The 21218-nt window shown below is 40.4% G+C and carries 21 protein-coding genes; 14 read left to right on the forward strand and 7 right to left on the reverse strand.

Annotated features, from left to right (window positions below; genetic code table 11):
- The first annotated feature begins 73 nt into the window (after positions 1-73).
- From LZP85_RS00660 to csaA, 9 genes are all read left to right on the forward strand, one after another.
- Entirely contained in the window at positions 74-988 is a 915-nt protein-coding gene (locus LZP85_RS00660) for a LysR family transcriptional regulator (protein WP_025908681.1), read from the forward strand.
- A 278-nt stretch (positions 989-1266) separates the two neighbouring features.
- Positions 1267-2475, forward strand: coding sequence for a hypothetical protein (locus LZP85_RS00665; RefSeq protein ID WP_206833650.1), 1209 nt, complete (start codon positions 1267-1269; stop codon positions 2473-2475).
- A 517-nt stretch (positions 2476-2992) separates the two neighbouring features.
- Positions 2993-4933 carry a family 16 glycosylhydrolase gene (locus tag LZP85_RS00670; protein ID WP_234561924.1) on the forward strand — a complete coding sequence of 647 codons (1941 nt, stop codon included), beginning with the start codon at positions 2993-2995 and terminating at the stop codon, positions 4931-4933.
- Between the two features lie 117 nt (positions 4934-5050).
- Entirely contained in the window at positions 5051-6154 is a 1104-nt protein-coding gene (locus LZP85_RS00675; protein ID WP_234561926.1) for a sugar diacid recognition domain-containing protein, read from the forward strand.
- 119 nt (positions 6155-6273) lie between these two features.
- On the forward strand, positions 6274-7548 hold the full coding sequence (locus tag LZP85_RS00680) for a GntP family permease (RefSeq protein WP_119544166.1): 1275 nt from the start codon (positions 6274-6276) through the stop codon (positions 7546-7548).
- Between the two features lie 25 nt (positions 7549-7573).
- Positions 7574-8707 (forward strand): glycerate kinase, encoded by a 1134-nt coding sequence (locus LZP85_RS00685; RefSeq protein ID WP_226639414.1) that lies wholly within the window; start codon positions 7574-7576, stop codon positions 8705-8707.
- Positions 8708-8793: 86 nt separating this feature from the next.
- Positions 8794-9495, forward strand: a complete 702-nt coding sequence (locus LZP85_RS00690; RefSeq protein WP_025908685.1) for an AraC family transcriptional regulator — start codon at positions 8794-8796, stop codon at positions 9493-9495.
- Between the two features lie 92 nt (positions 9496-9587).
- Entirely contained in the window at positions 9588-10478 is an 891-nt protein-coding gene (locus tag LZP85_RS00695; RefSeq protein WP_374955987.1) for an EamA family transporter, read from the forward strand.
- A gap of 21 nt (positions 10479-10499) precedes the next feature.
- Positions 10500-10832 carry a chaperone CsaA gene (gene csaA, locus LZP85_RS00700; RefSeq protein WP_025908687.1) on the forward strand — a complete coding sequence of 111 codons (333 nt, stop codon included), beginning with the start codon at positions 10500-10502 and terminating at the stop codon, positions 10830-10832.
- A gap of 47 nt (positions 10833-10879) precedes the next feature.
- Here the strand turns inward: csaA and LZP85_RS00705 are convergent, their stop codons facing one another.
- Entirely contained in the window at positions 10880-11275 is a 396-nt protein-coding gene (locus LZP85_RS00705; protein ID WP_167556177.1) for a DUF2283 domain-containing protein, read from the reverse strand.
- 15 nt (positions 11276-11290) lie between these two features.
- The gene (locus LZP85_RS00710) at positions 11291-11587 is read right to left on the reverse strand and encodes a DNA-binding protein (protein ID WP_078990379.1); all 297 of its coding nucleotides are present in this window, start codon (positions 11585-11587) and stop codon (positions 11291-11293) included.
- Here LZP85_RS00710 and LZP85_RS00715 point away from each other — a divergent pair.
- The 3 genes from LZP85_RS00715 (at position 11586) to LZP85_RS00725 (ending at position 12902) form a co-directional block, all read left to right on the forward strand.
- On the forward strand, positions 11586-11942 hold the full coding sequence (locus LZP85_RS00715; RefSeq protein ID WP_404826311.1) for an ABC transporter permease family protein: 357 nt from the start codon (positions 11586-11588) through the stop codon (positions 11940-11942). The two genes, LZP85_RS00710 and LZP85_RS00715, sit on opposite strands and share 2 nt — an antisense overlap.
- Before the next feature lies 1 nt (position 11943).
- The gene (locus tag LZP85_RS00720) at positions 11944-12270 is read left to right on the forward strand and encodes a branched-chain amino acid transporter permease (RefSeq protein WP_206833657.1); all 327 of its coding nucleotides are present in this window, start codon (positions 11944-11946) and stop codon (positions 12268-12270) included.
- 116 nt (positions 12271-12386) lie between these two features.
- On the forward strand, positions 12387-12902 hold the full coding sequence (locus tag LZP85_RS00725; RefSeq protein ID WP_234561928.1) for a hypothetical protein: 516 nt from the start codon (positions 12387-12389) through the stop codon (positions 12900-12902).
- A 71-nt stretch (positions 12903-12973) separates the two neighbouring features.
- Here LZP85_RS00725 and LZP85_RS00730 read toward each other — a convergent pair whose 3' ends face one another.
- From LZP85_RS00730 to LZP85_RS00745, 4 genes are read right to left on the reverse strand one after another with little or no spacing between them, the layout of a single operon-like run.
- Complete coding sequence (locus LZP85_RS00730) at positions 12974-13735, reverse strand: hypothetical protein (RefSeq protein ID WP_139325244.1); 762 nt, start codon at positions 13733-13735, stop codon at positions 12974-12976.
- Positions 13736-13737: 2 nt separating this feature from the next.
- A complete protein-coding gene (locus LZP85_RS00735; protein ID WP_119544154.1) occupies positions 13738-17400 on the reverse strand; it encodes a multicopper oxidase domain-containing protein in 3663 nt (1220 codons plus the stop codon).
- 23 nt (positions 17401-17423) lie between these two features.
- Entirely contained in the window at positions 17424-17696 is a 273-nt protein-coding gene (locus LZP85_RS00740) for a hypothetical protein (protein WP_025908693.1), read from the reverse strand.
- 36 nt (positions 17697-17732) lie between these two features.
- Positions 17733-18191 (reverse strand): hypothetical protein, encoded by a 459-nt coding sequence (locus LZP85_RS00745; RefSeq protein WP_224840284.1) that lies wholly within the window; start codon positions 18189-18191, stop codon positions 17733-17735.
- 204 nt (positions 18192-18395) lie between these two features.
- On the opposite strand from LZP85_RS00745, the gene LZP85_RS00750 reads away from it, so the two are divergent.
- Positions 18396-19181 (forward strand): tyrosine-protein phosphatase, encoded by a 786-nt coding sequence (locus tag LZP85_RS00750; protein ID WP_078990375.1) that lies wholly within the window; start codon positions 18396-18398, stop codon positions 19179-19181.
- 52 nt (positions 19182-19233) lie between these two features.
- Here the strand turns inward: LZP85_RS00750 and LZP85_RS00755 are convergent, their stop codons facing one another.
- Positions 19234-20418: a YhgE/Pip domain-containing protein gene (locus tag LZP85_RS00755; RefSeq protein ID WP_206833659.1), complete on the reverse strand. Its 1185-nt coding sequence runs from the start codon at positions 20416-20418 to the stop codon at positions 19234-19236.
- A 171-nt stretch (positions 20419-20589) separates the two neighbouring features.
- On the opposite strand from LZP85_RS00755, the gene LZP85_RS00760 reads away from it, so the two are divergent.
- Entirely contained in the window at positions 20590-21207 is a 618-nt protein-coding gene (locus LZP85_RS00760) for a TetR/AcrR family transcriptional regulator (protein WP_025908104.1), read from the forward strand.
- Positions 21208-21218: the final 11 nt, after the last annotated feature.

Consider the following 21218-nt stretch of genomic DNA (forward strand, 5'->3'; position numbering starts at 1 on the left):
CCATTTGAAGTTAAAATACAAACGAATATTGTACAGAAAATTTCGAATCAAAAGGGGTCCCATTTATTTAATTATGAAATTACAGCAGCTAAAATACGTGATTGAGGTTGTGAGATGTGGATCAATTAATGAAGCAGCGCGCAGGCTTTACATCTCACAGCCAAGCTTGTCAAAAGCAGTGAAAGAGTTAGAGAAAGAAATTGGAATTACGATTTTCACCCGTACTTCAACAGGTATTGCGCTTTCCTCAGACGGAGCCGAGTTTCTCGGGTATGCAAGGCAGGTTGTTGAACAAGCAGAGCTGTTAGAACACCGGTATTTGAATGCAGCGCCTTCTCCACAGCTACTTTCAATTTCTACTCAGCACTATGCGTTCGCCGTCAATGCGTTTGTGGATATGATTAAAAAGTACGGGCAAGAAAAATACCAGTTTACGATGAGAGAAACGAGAACCTATGAAATTATTGAAGATGTAAAGAGTTTAAAAAGCGAAATCGGTATTTTATACGTTAGCTCGTTTAATGAAAAAGTGATGCTGCAGCTTTTGAAAGAACAAGGGTTGGAGTTTCATGAACTGTTTCAAGCTACCCCTCATATCTTTGTGAGTGCCCAAAATCAGCTTGCTAAAAAGAAATCCGTTACGCTTAAAGATTTAGAAAAATACCCACGGTTGAGCTTTGAACAAGGAGAATTTAACTCGTTTTATTATGCTGAAGAAATTTTCAGCACGATTCCAAGTAAACAAAGCATTCAAGTCAGTGATCGAGCAACGTTATTTAATTTGCTTATTGGCTTAAACGGCTACACCATTTCAACGGGTATTTTAAGTGAAGATTTAAACGGCTCAAATATTGTATCGGTGCCGCTTGATGAAGGTGAGTTTATTAGAGTGGGATGGGTCGTTCACAATAAAACTCAGCTTAGTCGCATGGCTCGAATTTATTTAGAAGAGCTTCATAAAGTAATTGAAAAGTATCATCAAAAATGAACTAGAAGCAACCGGCTTCTAGTTTTTTGTTTGTTTTCATCCTCAGCCAAAAGTTCACCTGCGATAACTCAGTTTGTTTCTACTCTCTTTTCATTTCTCATAAATTCCCTTTTTGTAGTGCGATGATACTTAAAAAAGTTTGTCGATTTTTGGGGATTAATGACTAATATGTAGAAAAACATTAAACCCTTAGAACTGTATTTCTCTTTCTCTCTATTCATAATTCTTAATCTAATATAAATTAAAAAAGCAGAAAATTAATGAAAGGTTGTAATTAAATGGATAGAATTACAAGAGTTGAGAAGTTTTCTAGGCAAAAAGCGAAAGAGAGAAAGAAGCTTATCAAAATTGGCGGAACAGGATTAGCCATTGTAACGACAATTACTGGATGCAGCGTCTCAAATGCTCTAAACAGCGAACAGACAGAGGCAAAAGTAGCACAAGTACAGAAAAGCGTTCAAGAGCAGAGTCCTAGCATGAACCCTAAAAAGGTAGTGAACCTGCCGGAAAAGGATATGCTATTTTCTTATAATCAAGCAAGCGAAGCACCAGAACAAAAGGTAGTCCATTCTCCTAAGCCGGATGAACAGGTGCTAGCACAAGAAATCACTGCCGTGTCTAGTGCGAAAGAACAAGATTCAGTGAAAGAAGTCACTGCTGGACAAGAAGCAGTGCAGTCTACAGTAAAAGTAGTACCATTAAGCTATCAGGAACAAGATGCGGTACAAGAGCCTTTACCTTCATCTGCAGAAGAAGATGCACACGCACAAACACGGGTACAAGAAGTACCAACAGAAGAGCTGCAAACAGCAGTTGAAGAGGACATAGTGTCAACCGAGGACCAACCAATTCAAGAGGAAGAGGCTTTACAAGTAGAGAACGAGCCAGCACCTGTTCAAGAAGTAGAGTCTAAGGAAGAAGAAGCTTTAGAGGAAGAACAAAGCTCTCCACTTCAAGAAAAGCAAGAGTCTTTACAAGAAGAAACGGTGGCGCCTGTACAGCAAGAACAAAGTACTTCGTCAGTGCCTGTTGAAAATAACGTAAGACAAGAACAAATTTTAGAAGTTCTTGGAGTCGTAACGGGGTTAGTTGATGCACATTGTATTGAACTTGACGTTCAAGGGCAAGCGAAAGCGTTTCACGTCAAAAGCGATATCGATTTACAAAATGAGATTCGCCAGTATGAACCAGGAACAGCACTGGTTGTTCGTTATGTAGCAAGTCCAAATGGTCAAAATCAAATTCGTGATATTGTGGAAGTTGTAAGTCCTGATACGGGCGATCAAACAGTATCTATTGAAGCTGACTATTTTGAAATGGTGAATTGGAATACGGTTCAAGTGTACGTAAACAATCAGCCAACAACGTTCAAACTATCAGACTATTTGGCACATCATAACGAGAAATTTGCTCCTGGTACAAAAGTGTTGCTGACAGGCGTAAAAACGTCGCAAGGAACAATGATTGAAAGCATCAGTCCATTGTAAAATGTCTATTTGTATGACTAGGGAAACGAGCTATTGTTCTCTACAGCAATAGATATCTATTTTTAACGTTTAATTCTATTTTCGGATGGTAGCTACTATCCGAAAATAGAAGGCAAGATTAGGCTCCCATATACCCCTCAAACGATTTGTTTTAACATTTATATCTCCTATTATTTCTTAGTTTCAGCCGTCTCATTTAACCGTATTTTTAAGAGAATAGTAAAATTCTCTTATTATTTTTCTGTTGCTTACCAAAATGGACTAGGCTATAATGATTTTATCGAAAGCGCTTTCGCTTCAGTGAAGACAAGCATGTCTAGTGTGATAAACCTATGGCCATAGCGGTTTTTTACACTATTTTATATCTGAATTTTCGGAAAATATAAAACTTGTTCTATCTGAATCATTAAGGCTAACCAGAGAGTAAGGACAACGTATGCAGGCTTTTATAAGTAATAGAAAAGTCAATTAAAATGTAAGCGATTACTATATTTTGATAGAAGAGAGGAAAGCATAAATGAAAAGTCCTTCTTTAAAACGAAAGGTTGTCGGTTCCGTATTATCAGCAGCGTTAATTAGTTCTTTGTTTACCCCGGTTGGTCATGCTGAAGAGAAAGAGCAAGCTAAAGGTCAAAAAGAAAAAAATAAGCCAATGTGGACTCAAGTGTGGGGAGACGAGTTTGACGATGGAAAGATTGATCCTACAAAATGGACGTTTGATTTAACAAACGGTGCTTCTGTGGGCATACCTGGGTGGGGGAACAATGAGCTTCAGTATTACACCAATCGTTCAAAGAATGTTCGAGAAGAAGATGGTAATCTTCTAATTCAAGCTCATAAAGAGAATTACCAAGGCTTTGACTACACATCTGCTCGTGTAAAGACGAAAGGGTTATTCAGCAAGAAATACGGGAAATTTGAAATCCGTGCTAGCGCTCCAACAGGTAAAGGTTACTGGCCTGCGATTTGGATGCTTCCTGAACATAATCGTTACGGCGGCTGGGCAGCTTCTGGTGAAATTGATATTATGGAAGGCTGGGGCAGCAGGCCAAATACCATTGCAGGCACCATTCACTACGGTCAGCAGTGGCCAAACAACATGTATAGCGGCGAAGAATATACGTTTAAAGACGGAAGCACGATTGAAGATTTTCATACGTACGCTGTTGAATGGGAGCCTGGTGAAATCCGATGGTACGTTGATGGGGAGCTCTATAGCATACAAAACGACTGGTACAGTCAAAGTGATGGACAGCCAGACACCAATGCTTATCCAGCTCCGTTTGACGAAGAGTTTCACCTTATTATGAATCTAGCAGTTGGGGGAAATTTTGATGGAAATCCAACAGCAGAGACCCAGTTCCCAAAAGAAATGAAAATTGATTACGTAAGAGTCTATGAATTAACGGGTAGAGAATACCGTGAGCCAACTCCTCCAATCATTACAAAAGAAGACTATTTACCAGGGTCTAAGCTTCCTCAAGCAGACGGAAACTTAGTTTATAATAATCAGTTTACAGAAACAAAAGCGGGTGACCCTGGTATGGGAATTGAAGGTACTGCTAACTGGTCGCTTCATAAAGAACCGGATGGAGATGCAGCTTTATCAATAGAAGAATTAAACAATAGCCGCTTTTTAAAGGTCAATATGCTTCGTCCTGGAGGTCAGCTTTACTCCGTGCAGCCTCAGTCTATTGTGTCACTAGCGAAAGGCCGCTTTTATAAGCTAACGTTTGATGCTAAAACGGAAGCAACAAGAAGCATAAAGGTGCAAGTAACAGGAGGAGCATCGGTTGGTTATGCGGGATATTCACCAGCTTTAAATGCTCAGCTGACAAACGAAGTACAAAGCTATGAAGTATTGTTTCAAATGAAAAAAGAATCGGATAACGCAGCTCGCATTGAGTTTAATCTTGGAACAAACGACCAGCCTGTATGGATTGGAAACGCAAAGCTTGTAGAAGTTGAAGGAATTCCGTTTAATGACGATATCCCAAAGGTTCCTTTGAGTGATGGAAATCGAGTATACAACGGGACATTTAGCGTTGGAGAAGCAGATGGAATGAGCTATTGGCACGTAGTCCAAGAAGGCAAAATGAGCGCTTCAGCAAGTGTTGATCCTAATGAGCGTCAGCTTCACATCGATGTGAAAAAAAGCAGCAAGCATGAAGATGACTTGAAGCTACTTCAAAAAGGCATTTTGCTGAATGCAGGGGATTCATATGAATTAAGCTTTGATGCAAGCACGCAGCCAAAAGGTGATGTATTTGTTGCGCTGACAGATGAAGCTGGAAACGTGTATGAGAAGCAGAAAGTAAGCGTATCTTCTAAAACACAGAAGTACCACCTCGTGTTTAAAAATTTACAGCTAACTCGTGACGATGAAAATGCTCAGCTCGTCTTTTACTTAGGAGGTGTAAAAAAGAGTATGACAATCGACAATATTCATTTACGTTAATGGACTCTTCAATAGCAAGAAAGCCTAGAGATAAGCAGGCTTTCTTTTTTTTGTTGGATGGTGCTATAGTTAACGATAGGTTGAAAAGGCATTCATGGGAATGAAGAGGTGAAGTGCATGAGGTTTTTAAATCATTCTTTAGCTCAAGAAATTGTGAATCGAACGACGAACATTATTCACCGCAACATCAACGTGATGAATGAAAAAGGCGTCATTATCGGATCAGGTGATCATCATCGAATTGATTCTATTCACGAAGGTGCTGTGCGAGTAATTGAAACACAAAAAGGCTTTGAAATTACTAGCTCTGAGTTAACGCAGTTTCACGGAGTGAAAGCAGGTATTAATTTGCCCATTACCTTTCATGATGAGGTCGTTGGTGTGATTGGTATTACAGGTGAACCAGAGGAAGTACGGAACTACGGAGAGCTTGTGAAAATGGCTGCTGAAATGATTTTACAGCAAGCGGTGTTAGTAGATGAAATTCAATGGGATGAGCGGTTGAAAGAAGAGTTAACGAGTCAATTGCTTCACGGAATGGACAAGCTAGATTCCTTTTACTTTGAACGAGTAGAGCGTCTTGGCATTCAGTTGGACCTCCCGCGCATAGCGGTAATTTTAAAAGTGGAGAATCATTCAAACGGCTATAAGTGGTTGCGAGGAAAGCTCGAAAAAGATGACTTGTACATTGTTCAGCCTACTCATATTGTGGTGCTGAAAAGAATTGATATGACGCATGAACAAGAAGACGGTACTTTTAATCAAATTAAAAGTTGGGTTCAACATAATCAGCTAGAAGGTAAGGTGGCGATTGGAAGGTTCATTCCGTCAATAGAAGGATTGGCGATATCTTATCAAGAAGCGCTCTATACGTTAAAAGTGGGTGAGAAATTACACCCTGATCAATTACTTTACCGCTATGAACACTATAAGCTAGCTGTTTTTTTAGCTGAAGCGAAAGAATTTGGCGTAAAAGGCGAGTTAAGTCAGTCAGTTGAAGAGCTAAAAGACTATGATGAAAAAGGCGATTTGTTAGAAACGCTAAGCGTATATGTTGAAGAAAATGGAGATGTAAATAAAGCAGCAGGTAAGCTGTTTATCCACCGAAATACGCTCAGGTATCGCTTAGAGCGCATTTCTGAGCTGACGAATAAAGACCCTCGTAAACTCAGTGACTTGGTTGAGCTGTACGTTGCGATACTACAGTATAAAATTCAATAAAATTGTTCCGATGCACAAAAAGGCTTGAAAAAGACAGGCCTTTTTTTAGTTTCATGAACAATGCAGTTAGTTTAGAAAACGCTTACAATTAACTTATAACATTCAAGGGGGAACGGGAAATGGATGCTACTATTGAAGTAAGCGCTTTAGGCGCAGTGGTTGCGCTTGTTGTTGCAATTGTATTGATCTTAAAGAAAGTATCTCCTGCCTATGGAATGATTGCCGGTGCTTTAATTGGTGGTCTAGTAGGAGGAGTGGATATAACGAATACCGTGGCGCTTATGATGGAAGGAGCGCAAGGGATTATACCTGCCGTACTAAGAATATTAGCTGCAGGTATATTAGCAGGTGTGCTCATCGAATCAGGAGCAGCTGCTGTTATTGCAGAAACAATTGTAAAAAAGCTAGGAGAAGCGAGAGCACTGCTTGCGCTGGCGCTTGCAACAATGATTTTAACTACAGTTGGTGTATTTGTTGACGTAGCGGTTATTACGGTGGCACCAATTGCGCTTGCAATTGCTCAAAAAGCCAATCTGTCAAAACCAGCGATTTTATTAGCAATGATTGGAGGCGGGAAAGCTGGGAACATTATGTCGCCAAACCCCAATGCTATCGCAGCTTCAGATGCTTTTAATGTTCCGCTCACATCCATTATGGCAGCGGGTATAATCCCAGCAGCTTTTGGAATTGTTGTGACGTATCTCATTGCCAAAAAGCTTGTGAAAAAAGGGGCTCCTGTACAGCTTGCCGAAATAGAAGTAAATAATGCAGATAAGCTACCGGCATTTTTACCAGCTATTATTGCGCCGCTTGTGACGATTGTTTTACTATCACTGCGACCGCTGTTTGACATTAATATTGATCCAATGATTGCTTTGCCAATTGGAGGAATTGTCGGTGCAATTGTCATGGGAAGAGGCAAAAAGCTGAATGACTATGCTGTTTCAGGGTTAGGAAAAATGACGGGTGTGGCCATTATGCTCCTAGGAACGGGTACGCTGGCTGGAATTATCGCCAATTCAGGCTTAAAAGATGTATTGATTGAAGGACTAAGTGCGCTCGGCTTACCAGGCTATGTACTAGCGCCAGCATCAGGAATCTTCATGTCTGCTGCGACTGCTTCAACAACTGCAGGAACAGCGGTTGCCAGTCAGGTGTTTAGCTCCACGATTTTAGAGATGGGCGTTTCAGCACTTGCCGGAGCGGCTATGGTACACGCAGGTGCAACTGTTTTAGATCATTTACCGCACGGTAGCTTTTTCCACGCAACGGGTGGAAGCGTCAATATGGAAATTAAAGAACGACTTAAGCTTATTCCATATGAGTCAGCAGTTGGTTTAACGCTAGCGATTTTATCGACGCTCATTTACGGTGTGTTCAAGCTATTTAGCTAATATTAAAGTATAGGGAGAGAACGTAATGAAGATTGTCATTGCTCCGGATTCATTTAAAGAAAGCTTATCAGCTTTAGAGGTAGCTGAAGCAGTTGAAAAAGGCTTTAAGCAAGTACTGCCACAAGCAAACTATGTAAAAGTACCGATGGCTGACGGAGGAGAAGGGACGGTTCAGTCCCTGGTTGACGCAACGGATGGAGAGATTATCTCAAAAACGGTTACGGGTCCTTTAGGTGAGCCGGTTGAAGCTTTCTTTGGCATTCTGGGAACGAAGAGAACAGCCGTCATTGAAATGGCAGCCGCGTCCGGATTGCATCTCGTACCCCCTGCTAAGCGAAATCCGCTTATGACAACAACAAAAGGTACAGGTGAGCTCATTTCAGTAGCGCTAGATTACGGTGTAAATCATATTATCATTGGAATTGGTGGAAGTGCCACAAACGATGGAGGCGCTGGAATGGCCAAAGCGCTTGGTGCACAGTTACTAGATGCAGAAGGAAACGAAATTCTAGATGGTGGCGGAGCACTCGGAAACTTAGCTTTTATTAATCTATCAACGCTAGATTCGCGTCTTCAGCACGTCAAAATTGAAGTAGCGTGTGATGTTGATAATCCTCTTACCGGAGAGCGAGGAGCATCTGCCATCTTCGGTCCACAAAAAGGAGCAACGCCAGAGATGGTTGCGCTTTTGGATCGAAATTTACGACATTACGCAGCCGTTCTTGAACGAGACCTTGGTCAAAAGATTGATGACGTGCCAGGAGCTGGTGCAGCAGGGGGATTAGGTGCAGGGCTGCTTGCTTTCTTACAAGCGGAATTGAAAAGGGGCGTCGACATCGTCATTGAAGCAACAAATCTATTAGAAGCCGTTCGTGATGCGGACGTAGTCATCACAGGAGAAGGAAAAATTGACGGGCAAACCATTTATGGTAAAACTCCCATTGGCGTAGCAAAAACAGCCAAAAAGCATGGCATTCCGGTCATTGGAATTGCTGGGAACATCGGAGCTGACAGCCACGTCGTTTATGAGCATGGTATCGATGCGTTATTTAGTATTGTGCCAGGAGTGACGACGTTAGAAAATGCTTTTGCGAATGCCAGCGACTATGTGGAAAAAACGGCGATGAACGTTGCGGCCGTTTGGAAAATGAACAAATAAACCGAGAGCCTAGCGACATGTTAGGCTTTTTTTTAGCGGATTTTGCACTTATAATAGATTCAACTTAACGTAAAGGAGAGAGCCAAATGGATAAAGTGAACGAGTTAACGTGTGAAAAGAGATCCTACTCGAAAGAATTCACGCTGCACCAGCACGAATTTGGACAGTTTCTTTTTCCGCTGCAAGGCTCTCTTGATATGGAAATGGCGTTTCAAGAAGTAACGCTTAGCCCGGATCAATGCTTTTACCTGCCTCCGGGACTGAATCATAACTATCGCTCCAGAGACCGAAATGAATTTTTAATCTTAGATATTCCAACGCAGTACCTGCCAAAGGGTACAAACAGCATGTATATGACGCTTGATAGTCAGTGGTCAGCTATTCGGTATTTATTGTTAGAAGAAGCGAAAAACCCTGCTGATTATTCTGCTTTAGTTGATTTAACGAGGTATGTGACTAAAAAGCTCCAAACGTCCAATCCTCCTTCAATTGATTACATTCATCAGCACTTTAAGGAGCCACTCAACCTGGAAACCCTCGCAGCAATTGAGCATTATCATCCCGTTTACTATTCGACATGGTTTAAAAAGCAAACGGGAAAAAGCGTGAAGGAGTATTTATCGAAACTTCGTTTAGATGAAGCGAAGCGTTTATTGCTATCAACAGGATGGTCGATGTCCAGGATTAGTGAAGAGATTGGTTTTGCTAACTCCTCTTCCTTTACAAGATGGTTTGTCAGCCATGAAAGCGTGTCACCGCAAAAATATCGAATTCTTAATAATAGATAAAAAGAAGATTAAACTTGGTAAAGAAAATGAATAGGGAATTCTTTATCATAAGGGTAATCGTTCTTTTTATCTTTTTATTGAGGTGAATCATTGTGAAAGCAGCTCCTTTTTTCATTTTACTAGCAGGGATTCTATGGGGCACAACAGGTACTACCCAGGCGCTAGCACCGGACTCCGCACACCCAATTGCTATTGGCGCAACAAGGCTTGCAGTAGGCGGTGTGTTTCTATTACTGCTTCTGCTGATTAGAAAAGATTTACGTCTAAAAGGATGGCCGCTAAAAGCCACTCTTGTCGCAGCTCTTAGTATGGCATGCTATCAGCCGCTGTTCTTTTCAGCAGTTTCCATCACAGGCGTTGCGGTTGGCACAGTTGTGGCCATCGGGAGTGCACCTGTTTTATCTGGTCTTATTGAATGGTTTTATTCAAACAAGCGGCCAAGCATCATCTGGTGGTGTTCTACGTTTTTATCTATCTTAGGCTGCGTGCTGTTATTTCTGAACAAAGAATCGGCAAGCCTAAATATAACGGGAATTTTCATGGCGCTTGGAGCAGGCCTATCCTTTGCTTGCTACACCCTTGCAAGCAGAGGGTTAGTGGAAAAGTATTCGTCACTATCAGCCGTTGCGGTTGTCTTTATTTTAAGCGCGCTTTTTTTATCACCGCTCCTATTTTTATTTGATATGTCGTGGTTTGTAAGCATGAGAGGTATTGGTGTAAGCCTTCAGCTTGGCGTTATGGCCACAGGGATTGCTTATTTTCTATTTGCCAAAGGGCTTGCACACGTTTCATCTTCAACCGCAGTTACTCTAGCGTTAGCAGAGCCGCTAACTGCAACGATGCTTGGCGTTTTAGTTGTAGGAGAAAAGCTGACGATGACGTCTTGGAGCGGAATTAGCTTGTTGTTAATAGGAATTGGGATCCTGATTTGGTCAACACGTGATGTAAGCAGAAAATCTGAAATGGTTACAATCGAAAAATAATAAAAAGGTGGTTCAAGCTAAATGGCAAACATTGAAGACTTTTTAAAATTAGATTTACGCGTTGGTACAATTCTTGACGCCAAACCGTTTCCAGAGGCCAAAAAGCCGGCGATTAAGCTTGAAGTTGATTTTGGAGAAGAGATCGGAGTGAAGCAGTCATCTGCGCAAATTACGCATCGCTATGAGCCAACCGAGCTTCTGAATCGTCAAGTCGTCGCGGTTGTAAACTTTCCACCAATGCGAATTGCAGGATTTAAATCAGAAGTGCTCGTTTTAGGTGGCGTTCCAGGAGAAGGAGATGTAGTGCTGCTACAGCCGGATGAAAAGTTGCCAAATGGAACGAAGATTTCATGAATAAGAAAAGACAAGCTGAAGGTAGCTTGTCTTTTTACAGCTTTCTTTTATGGCTTAACGAGCTGCATCAATAGCTGTCGCTCATATAGATTTGAATCAATTACGTCAAAGCCGACGAAGTCTTGATAATCAGCGTCTGCAAAGCAAAATTTAATTCCGTTAAAAACAAATGTTGCATGAACCTCTTGAGATGATAGGTAAAATGAGAACATCTCATCATGCATTGTATAGATATGTTCAGCACCAGAAAGTGGCGCTATCTTCTCTGCAAGCATTCCGAAAAGCTCAATGCCAACAATTCGGCCCTCACTATCAATATCAAGCAGTAAACTAGGATTTACTTCTAATTCTTCCGTTTCTTGAATTTGATAAGAAGCCGAAGCGGGGAAGAGATAAAGGTAAGCTAACTTTGCGTCAGTATCATATGTAATTCTAGCGTCCATGTCTATTTCTCCCATCTATTCTCTGTGTTTATTATTGGTATAAAGATCGGCTGATGAAAGCCACTCAACAAACTGATGATGCGGATAATACGTCTTGCCTTTCAGCTCAATTTTAGGAGCATCTGGGTACTTGCTTAATAGTTCCTGCATCTCTTCTCTCGTTAAGCTAAAGTGATAGTGAAGATCACGTTCTTTAATTAAATAAGGGTAAGTCGTTTTCTCTTTGGGTTTACCAAAATTTTTCAAACCATCTCCAATAAAATAACCAAAGGCGGCTAGCCCGATAGCAAGCCAGAAAAAGCTGATATCCATGGTTTTCAACCTTCCTATTTCTTTAGTGATTTACAACCACTTTTTGTTTTTTATTACGCTACTGAACCACTGCTACTGGGTGCTCGGATCAGCGCTTGGCAGTATTTTTGGCTCGTTTATTACGTTCAGTACGGAAGGGATTGAGTTCGTAATGACCGCGCTGTTTGTCGTCATTTTTATGGAGCAATGGAAAAAAGGCAAGCAGTACCAAAGCGCACTAATCGGAGTTGGTTTTTCGAGCATAAGCCTCTTCGTTTTTGACCCAAGCAGCTTTATTATTCCGGCTATGATTTTGATACTAGCGGTGCTCACGCTTATTCGCAAGCCGGTTCAAAAAGCAGAGGTGACTACGTAATATGAGCATTACCCAGCAAGTTATCATGATCATCATGGTCGTTCTAGGAACGATGATTACGCGCTTTTTACCATTTTTGCTTTTTCCAGCCAACAAGCCAACGCCTAAGTATGTTCAGTATCTCGGAGTTGTTCTACCGGCAGCGGTTATCGGACTGTTGGTAGTGTATTCGTTAAAGGATATCAGCTTTATTTCAGGAAGTCATGGGTTACCTGAAATGCTAGCAGTTGGCTTTGTGGTATTGCTTCATGCATGGAGGGGAAGCATGTTGCTTTCGATTGGGGGAGGAACAGTTTTATATATGGGATTGGTTCAGCTGGTGTTTTGAAGGGCGCCAGGTTTTTTTTTGTGAAATATTTACTGAATCTGTGTGGTTACCCATTCTTGAAGCTTGGCATGTTCATACCATGTTATCAATATCAGAAAGGCAGGTGAAAGTAACTCATGAAACCTATGAAACCTATGAAACCTATGAAACCTATGAAACTCATGAGACCCACGCAACACGTGAAACCCACGAAAGCAACGAAACCTCTACAACCTAAGTCCGCTGCAAACACCACCGCAAAACATAAAGTTGAAGGTACTTTATATATGGTAGGAACAGATTTTGTCGATATAATGAAGGACGATTGTACAGTTGTTACAATTTTAAGAAATAATATGAGCAAAATCATTTGGCACGATAAAGTAAAGAAGACGGCCACTTCTAACCATAATTCTTCACATCGTTCTACACACTCTAAACACGTCCATTATCCTTGTCATTGTCGTCGTCACCGCAAGTGCATTTGCAGAAAAAATCAACCTCATCATATTAAAAAATTTCATCCAGCGCCTTCTATTCCAGCATGTGACGGAATGGTGCAGTTAAGACTGGGAAGCCTAACAGACAACTTAAACTTCCATTTGTTTAAGAACATAGGAAAACGCGTGATTATTGAATGTTCAAGTCACTAAATTTTCTGATGCGATTTTTTAAAAAGGAAGGACTCAAAACCAATTGGTTTTGAGTCCTTTATGGTAAAAGGCTAGTCTTTAATGAAGCAAATTTCTTCAAAAGATATTGTTTCTTTTGATTCGTTTATTTCTAAAGTAAGGTTAGCTTCTTCAACTGTCAATAAACATCCTTTCTTTTCACCTTTATCTTTCGTCACAACACATATATCGGATTTAAGAAAGGCACATAAAAATTTGTGCAGCCTCATTCCGAAGAATAGGTTGATTAAAAAAGGATTGGCTGCTACAACTTCTCCAAAGTTAAGCATTAATTCTCGACGGCAGCAGTCATTCAAGTTGGCTAATTCTCCGCCGTGTCTTCCCGTCATATGCTCATTCATTTCACTGTGGTTGATATTGCAAATACGTTCGTACGGAACGAAGAAATTTTGATGTAAATGATCAATAATCAAAAAATCTTTTCCTGCATCGGAAAGCTCACCTTCAATAGGAATTTCAGCTTTACCACATAACACATGAACGGTGACAAAATGTCCTCGCATCGATTTTACTTTTAATCGAAAAGATTCTAATAAGTGAGGATCTCTTTCATCCGCAAAGGCTAGTAAAAGCTGGTTAACTTCATGAATACATTCTTTTAATTCCTCATGCTCTTTAATTGGCAAAATCCTAGTAGGACCAGAAAATCTTTTAGTGGGTATTTCCTCGGGACATTCCTCGGGAGAACAGAACCTTGTAGGATCGTTTTCAGCTTCTGAGATGCAACTTGGACAGTGGAAGTGCCGATGATACCCGCTAGTCTTATCGGAATGGCTTTTTTTAATATCACCCATATTTATCCTCTCTTTTCGTATTTTTTTAGTGGTGCAATACGAGAGTCACCTTTTTGAAGGACACGCATAATTCCCCACATCCCCAGTTCAATATCCCATCGGATATCGCCAGAGCGATACATATAGTCACCAGGTAAAGCAAACTGCCCGCCGGCTCCATCATGAAGTTCAAAGTTCTCATGCGTACCGATTGTGTTTTGTCCTATTGCAGAAATAGCTTCTGAGTTAACATCACGAATGCTTCGGCTCCACTCATGAGCGTGTAAAGTGAAAGTATGAGTGCGTGCTCTGTCAGCAGGAAAAACGAAGCGTATTGTAATTGGATCACCTGGGTGAGCAAGAAAAATTGGAGTGGATGGATCCCCATGTACCTTTGAGCTGAAAACTTTAGAGATATCAGGGTTTCGCCGTAATCGATTAATAAACCGTTCTGATCGATAGTTAAATCCTCTTGAGCCTTGATCTTCAAAGTCTTCTAATTCTTCACGGTCCATGAAAATAGGTTCCGGGTCAATAATAAGGTCACCTTTGCGATCTACTAACCGAACGCCATCATGCATTAACAAGACAAATTCCCGCTTTTCGCCCAAAAGAGGGTGAGAGAGTATGACTTGATTGCCAGACTGTACTTTCTTTCTAGTAACAGAATCCAAATAATAAGTACCTTTTGGTTCAGCAATAAAGATTCCGAATGCTCCATGGTGCCGGTGGTTACGCAAATCAGCCATATCCCATAAGTTACATGCGCCTACAGGACGACTGACGTACCAGCGATAGGTAATCGTTTCACCTGGACCAATTGTTTGATCAGGGTTAAATCCTACTGTTGCGCCGTCTGAATTTCTCACGTCATACTCTAAAAGCTGTGCATGTAAAGAAATTCGACAAGAAGGTGGGAACGGTGTTTCAACAGGAACTCCAGGATAGCCATGAATAGCATGTTGTGGATGTGAAAAGCCCTTTAGCTTATTGTGAAGCGTTATTTCTATGCAATCCCCCACGTTTGCTCTTAAAATGAGAGGTTCCGGGTTTAATTTACCAGAGCGAATCGCTTTTTCATCTTTCGCAAGAGCAAACACAATACCAAATGGATCATGGTCACCATATTTGTTGTAGACAATATCCGTTTGCATTGCGACAACGTTATATTTAATAACACGTGCATCTTTTGGGCCCGGGCATTCTTTAGAAACAGCTTTCTTTGGCACCTTTCCATTCTCACATGGTAAAGGTAACTGTCGTTTTGGAGGACAAGGGCGATCCGGAAGAGGATGTAAGTGATCTACTTCTCCTTCAAACGTTCGCATTAATCCCCAGTTTCCGAGCCATATGTCGTCAATGCTGCCGAAATGATATAACATATCAAAATCGCCTTTACCTTCTATCGAAAATGCAAGAGTAAAGTGTTCAGAAAGACCTATATGCTGCTGCTGAGTTAGTTCAGAATCCAGGTCTTGGCGCTCTTTTTGCCAAATTTGTCGGTGTAGATTAAAGCTATGAGACTCTTCTTGTGCACCTTGAAATAATCTAATTCTAACAGGATCGCCATTATACGTTTCAAGTAGTGGTGTAACAGGATCACCATGTAGATAAGAACTAAACACATAAGCAGGATCACACGTTGGCTCAACTAATCGGAATTGCAGAGGTTCATTTTTATAGTTAATACCCATTACCCCAGGATCTTCTTGAGAGCCAGGAAAAGGCGGTGGGTTAAGAGGGCAGCCGTCCTTGTCAAATAGTAAAGCAAAATCGTGAACAAATAGTGAGAATTCTCGGTAGTCTGCAATTAAAGGGTGTGTAACAATTGTTTTTGTACCAGTATCAGAGGGCTTTCCTGTTTGTATATCTAAAACTTCAGCACCTTTTGCATGAACATTTAAACCACCAAACACGCCATGCTGTTGCCCTTGAGCAGCAAAGTTATGGTCATGAAAAAACACGCCTCTGAGCTCTACATCTGCGTACCACTGTAGCTCAATAGTCTCTCCAGGTAGTACCCCCGTGTTATAGTTCCAGCCAGTATTAGCGCCGTCTGAACATAAAGGGTCAAACTTTACAAAGTGAACGTGCTGAGTTGCTTCATAGGTGCGATTAACTAACTGAAAAGCATTTCCCCCCAATACTTGGGGAAGTTTATTTGTAAAACGAATCTTAATACATTCTCCAGCATTGGCATGAATGACAAGCGGTTCAGGTTTTTTTCGACCAGCGAGAACATCTTCTTCGTCTTCTGCTAAAACGTATAGTCGTCCTTCAGGGTCATGCCAACCTTCCTCATTGTATTGAATGGGCATCTGTATCAACACCGTGTCATAAACGCGTACAGGTGTTACCCCTTCAATACAAGGGTTAGCAAACAATGCGCCTGGAGAAGCATTCGGTGCGAACTGATTCTTTTCTAGCGTGGTGGGTGTTCGATTTGCATCGCTTATTCCGATAGGAGGTCTTGGAGACTTACAGCCGACTATACCGGGAATAAAGTTTGGAAACCCAGGTTTCTTTGCCGTTGGTTTTGGTGGTAACGGCCGATCAGGCAAAGGCTGTAAGCAAGGAATTGGCACTCCGTTAGGATAACACTGACTACCGTCTTGCAACGTATTAAATATGCGGTGCATTCCCCACATTCCTTCACCGAAGTGAGGGTACAAATGACAGTGAATGATAATATCTCCAAATGCTTTTTGGAAGCTTCCTGCACCATATAGCGGTGAAATTGTATACGAATTTTGTGGTGAAATTGCTTGAGAGTCAATGATGTCAGAATCACTATCTTCTAATTCAAACTTCCACTGATGAACATGATAGTGAAATACATGGGTTTCCTGAACGCCTCCATGAATGAGACGTATTTTAAGAGGATCTCCTACATAAGATGGTAAGACAGGCGTTGCAGGATCGCCAAATGCCCAGGAATCATGGTGAACCTCTTCTCCCTCACAGTCACTACAAGCGACACCTTCTAGTATTAACATGTGCCGATTTCTCATCGGTTCAGAGCGGTAGTTAATAGAGTGCTGCATGGACGGCTGTAGCGTGTGAGGGTCAATTGGATGATCACCGGTTAAGTTATTGGCTTCTTGTTCATCGTGGAAAAACCATGCATATTCTCTAAAAGACGGACCTAGTGGGTTGTGAATATCAGCATATAAACCGCTATTTATTTCATCGCCTGTCACTGGATCTGTCCACCAAGATCCTTTTGTTTGAACAATGAGTGCGCCAAAAAGTCCGTGTAGATTAGTCCCTAGTTCACTAGATAACGAGTTACCTAAATCTGAAAAAATATGAATCCCTTCATTATGAACCTTCCAGCGATAAATATGGGTTTCACCTGAAGGGCAAGGTGGAACCGTACTATCAGCATTTAATCCAACGAAAGCTCCATCAGATGTTTGAACATCATATTCTGCTCGCTGGATATGCATAGATGTTGGGAAAGGAAGCTTATTCTCAAATAAAATTTCAATATTGTCTCCTACATTTGCTCGGATTGTCAGCGGTTGGACAAGCTCAACGGGCATGAATGGGCTACAGTCCACTTGTTCACGTACCTTTTTTTCATTTTCTTTTAAAACATACATCATTCCATTGGGATCGTGATCACCAAAGTTATTAATGACAATCCGAATGGGAATTGCAACAACATGAAAGTATCTTTTCACTTACCATCAACCCCTTTAACAACTTAGCGGATTTTCGGTATAGAAGGCCCGCCATTCTCAATATAAAATACATCTATATCATCAATATGAATGCGCATAACCTTGTCTTCTAATTCAGAAATATAAGTGGTTTCGATATCTAAAAAAACGTAATCGCTTTCCACTTTAAGGATTGTTCCAATACATATAAAAGGAAAAGAACTAATAAATATAAGACTTCGCTCACCACTTGCCGTAGCAAACGCTTCCGTAACGACTTGTTGTCGAATCTCATTAATAGATGGTGATTGATACATATAGATAACCTCCTTTAAATAATGGCTTTAACCGAATTATGGAATAGGGAACTGTGTACTACTATCAAACGGTGTGAAATTGGAAATTTGTTCGATTGCGAAACTTAATGGAATAGGGAAACGATGAAATGGAACATTTTGCATTTTTATAATGACGGGATTTAGCGTAATGAATCCATTTGTTACGTCCACTACTTTTCCACAAAAAATGGGACGAAAAGTTTGACCGAATAAGTTATATTGATCAGAATCCATGGTTATCAGTATTTCTTCACCAAGGACCTCTAGGAATAATTGATTTTCAGGTAAAATCTCATCATCTGTTTCACAGTCTTCTTGTGGGGATTCCTTTTGGTCTCGTTTGCTTGAGTGACGCTTTTCTTCTCGGCTCATCTTCTTTAGGTGACGCTTTAATGCCCTGACTTCTGCTTCAATGGACTCAATTGAACCCTGATAACCATTGGCCGGGCCTCTATAAAAATCTTGGTTGCCCATAGTTTTCCCCCCTATAGCTATTAGAATTTAATCCATTTACAATATATGGAGGGTAGGCTAGTATCATTAATATAATTTATTTTATCCTGAAGAAATACAGTCATTTAACGTGAATTAAAGAGTGAATTTAATTAACAGTTCAGTATTTTTGTACTCTATCGTAGAATAAAGAAAAGCAAATATCACAAACAATGGAGAAACGATATGAACTATAACTTTAAAAAGCTATTTAACTTTCGAGATGTTGGCGGAGTGGTGACAGAGAATGGGGAAAAGCTTAAAGAAGGAGTTTTGTTTCGCTCAGAAGATCTATCAAAGCTAACGAAACAAGATATTGAGACCTTTCGTCAGCTGAATATTAAAGCAATCTGTGATTTAAGAATGCCGTCTGAACAAAAATCAAAGGTTAGTCGAGTGCAGCCGGGACCTGATATAGAGCTATTATCTGTATCAATTCATGATAAAAGCCAGGAGTTTACCCATTTTGAGTTTTTAAAATTTCTTGTGAGCAAATCTACTACCGTTGATTTTGAAAAAATAATGAGAGATATGTATGAGCATATGGCTTTTGGCTGTCATGACGAAATGAAAGAAATTATTTGCTTCTTGTCAGATGCAAATCGAGTGCCAGCTCTTATTCATTGTACGGGTGGTAAGGACCGAACTGGGTTTGTCGCTGCCATTATTCAACTATATCTAGGCGTTCCATATGAAACGGTAATCGATGAATACTTAAAATCAAATGACTTAATTGCAGCGAAGATGAAAAGAACTGAGTCATTTATTCGGTGGATGAGCTTATTTCGAATTTCCCCTGAGCAAATTAGGCCCGTGTTAGAAGTGCGGCGTGAGTACTTTGAAGATGTTTATCAAAAAATAATGAAGCAGTACGGAGATATTGGGACATATTTAGAAAAAGGGTGTAATATTCCAAGAGGTTGTTTAGAGCAGCTAAACGAAATGTTTCTTTCATCAAACGAAGGTCAATAACAAAGCATAAACAAGCCGGATTCAAACTGAATTCGGCTTGTTTATATTCCTATTACTGTTCAAGCTCCACTTTTTCGTTAACAGCTTGTGGCTTAAACGTAGAAAGTAGGATCATAATTCCACTGATGATGCCAATCCATACAAGTATAGATAGTGGACCGTCCCACGTTATGTCCTTTCCAAAGAAGAAGAGATCTCGTAATCCTTCAATCATAAAGCGCATTGGCAACCATGAGTAAATCCAGTCTCGATAAAAAGAAGAAATCATTTCTGGAGGCAGTGAAAGCAAAGGTGCTCCAAAGAATAGCATCAGGGCAAATAACGGTAACCCTTTGATTCCTACTAGTGAAAGAACCGCTAAAATCATTAAGATAAAACTAAAAGACGTGATTGTTAGAAATAAGGCTGTTTCTATAAGCTGTGGAATATGGAAACCAATCATGTGATCAGCTAACCAGGTTAAGCTGAATCCAATTACAAGTGCTATAACAGCTCCCGTGAAAATTTGCCCTAATTTGGTTTTTACAACATCTTTACGGTTTCTAACCGGTAATTTACGAGTGGCAATGAAGATAATCGCAGCGCTTGCTAGGCAAGCAATCCACACGGGTTGAAACAAAGAGATAGGAACATTGCCGTTTGCGCTATTTTTTCCGGTTTCATGAACATTCGTTACCGTTTTACCAATCGGGTTCGCTAACAGTTCAGCTTGCTTTGGCGTTAACATTGCTCCTTGCTTTTCCAATTCAGTAATGAGCTGAGTGCGCACAGTTGTGTTCATCTGATCAACTACATTGTTTACTATTTGTCCTGCCGCTGTGGATGCCATAGTGTTCATCCCTTGATTGATAAAAATTTCTATTTTAGCTGTTTCCGGGGCAGGTGTTCTGAAAGAAGCTTGTTTTGCGCTGAAGTCTTTTGGAATGATGAGTGCTGCGTAATAGTCGCGATTTTCCAATCCTTTTTGCATATCATTTTCATTTTCTTCAACAATCCACTTTACAGCAGGTTCACTTTCAGCTGTGGCTTTCGAACGTTCCTGCACCATGTCCACAACTTTCTGTCCCATGTTTACCTCCGGTTGATTAGGAATCTGAATTCCTTCGTCTTCGTTCACAATGGCAATCGGTAAATTCTTTAGTTCAGGCTGAACGGATGGATATAATGTTTGTGAAAAAATAAAGATGATGCCAAATACAATAATAGGTGAAAGTAAGAGTAGTTTGTTTTTAAACATGTTTCGTCCTCCTTATACTTTTGATAGAATAATGAACAACCTGTTGTTTATTTTAGTTCTGTTCAAATTCTATACCTCATGTAATAAGTGTTCAATAATCAAAATTCAAGGATGTGTCGGTTATGGAACACTGCTTAGCAATCTGTTGGATAAAATAAAGGGGGACATACTGTGAAAAATCAACATTTGGATTTACGAATTGTTCGGACAAGAGAATCCATTCAAAATGCATTCATTGAATTAATTGAAGAAAAAGGGTTCGACGCTATTTCAGTGAAAGATATTACAACGAGAGCCAACATCAATCGAGGCACCTTTTATGCGCATTATGAGGATAAGTTTGATTTAATGAAGAAATGTGAAGATGAAGTGATGCTAGAGCTTTCTACTATTGTAAAAGAAAATTTCCCAAGCGTTGTTGCTTCTCTAGAGGAGGATTCACCGATAGCCGTCCCGTCTTCCATTGCAATCGTAATCTTTGAATATCTAAACGAAAACAGTAGTTTTATGAGAGCGTTATTAGGTCCAAACGGAGATTTAACTTTTCAGACGAGATTAAAAAAGTTTATGTGGAAAGAAATCTTTGAGAATGAAGCCTTTGACTTTGTTCGGAAAGAAAATTTCCTTGTTCCAGGAGACTATTTAGCTTCTTACATAGCTTCTGCACACATAGGAGTAATCCAACAGTGGCTTAATAGTGGGCGAAAAGAATCTCCAGAAGAAATGGCTAAAATCTTTTCAATTATTACTTTTAACGGTCCTTTTTTTGCTGCTGGTTTGAAAAAATAAAGTGGCCAGAA

Source organism: Priestia flexa (assembly GCF_021441905.1).
Lineage (GTDB): Bacteria > Bacillota > Bacilli > Bacillales > Bacillaceae_H > Priestia > Priestia flexa.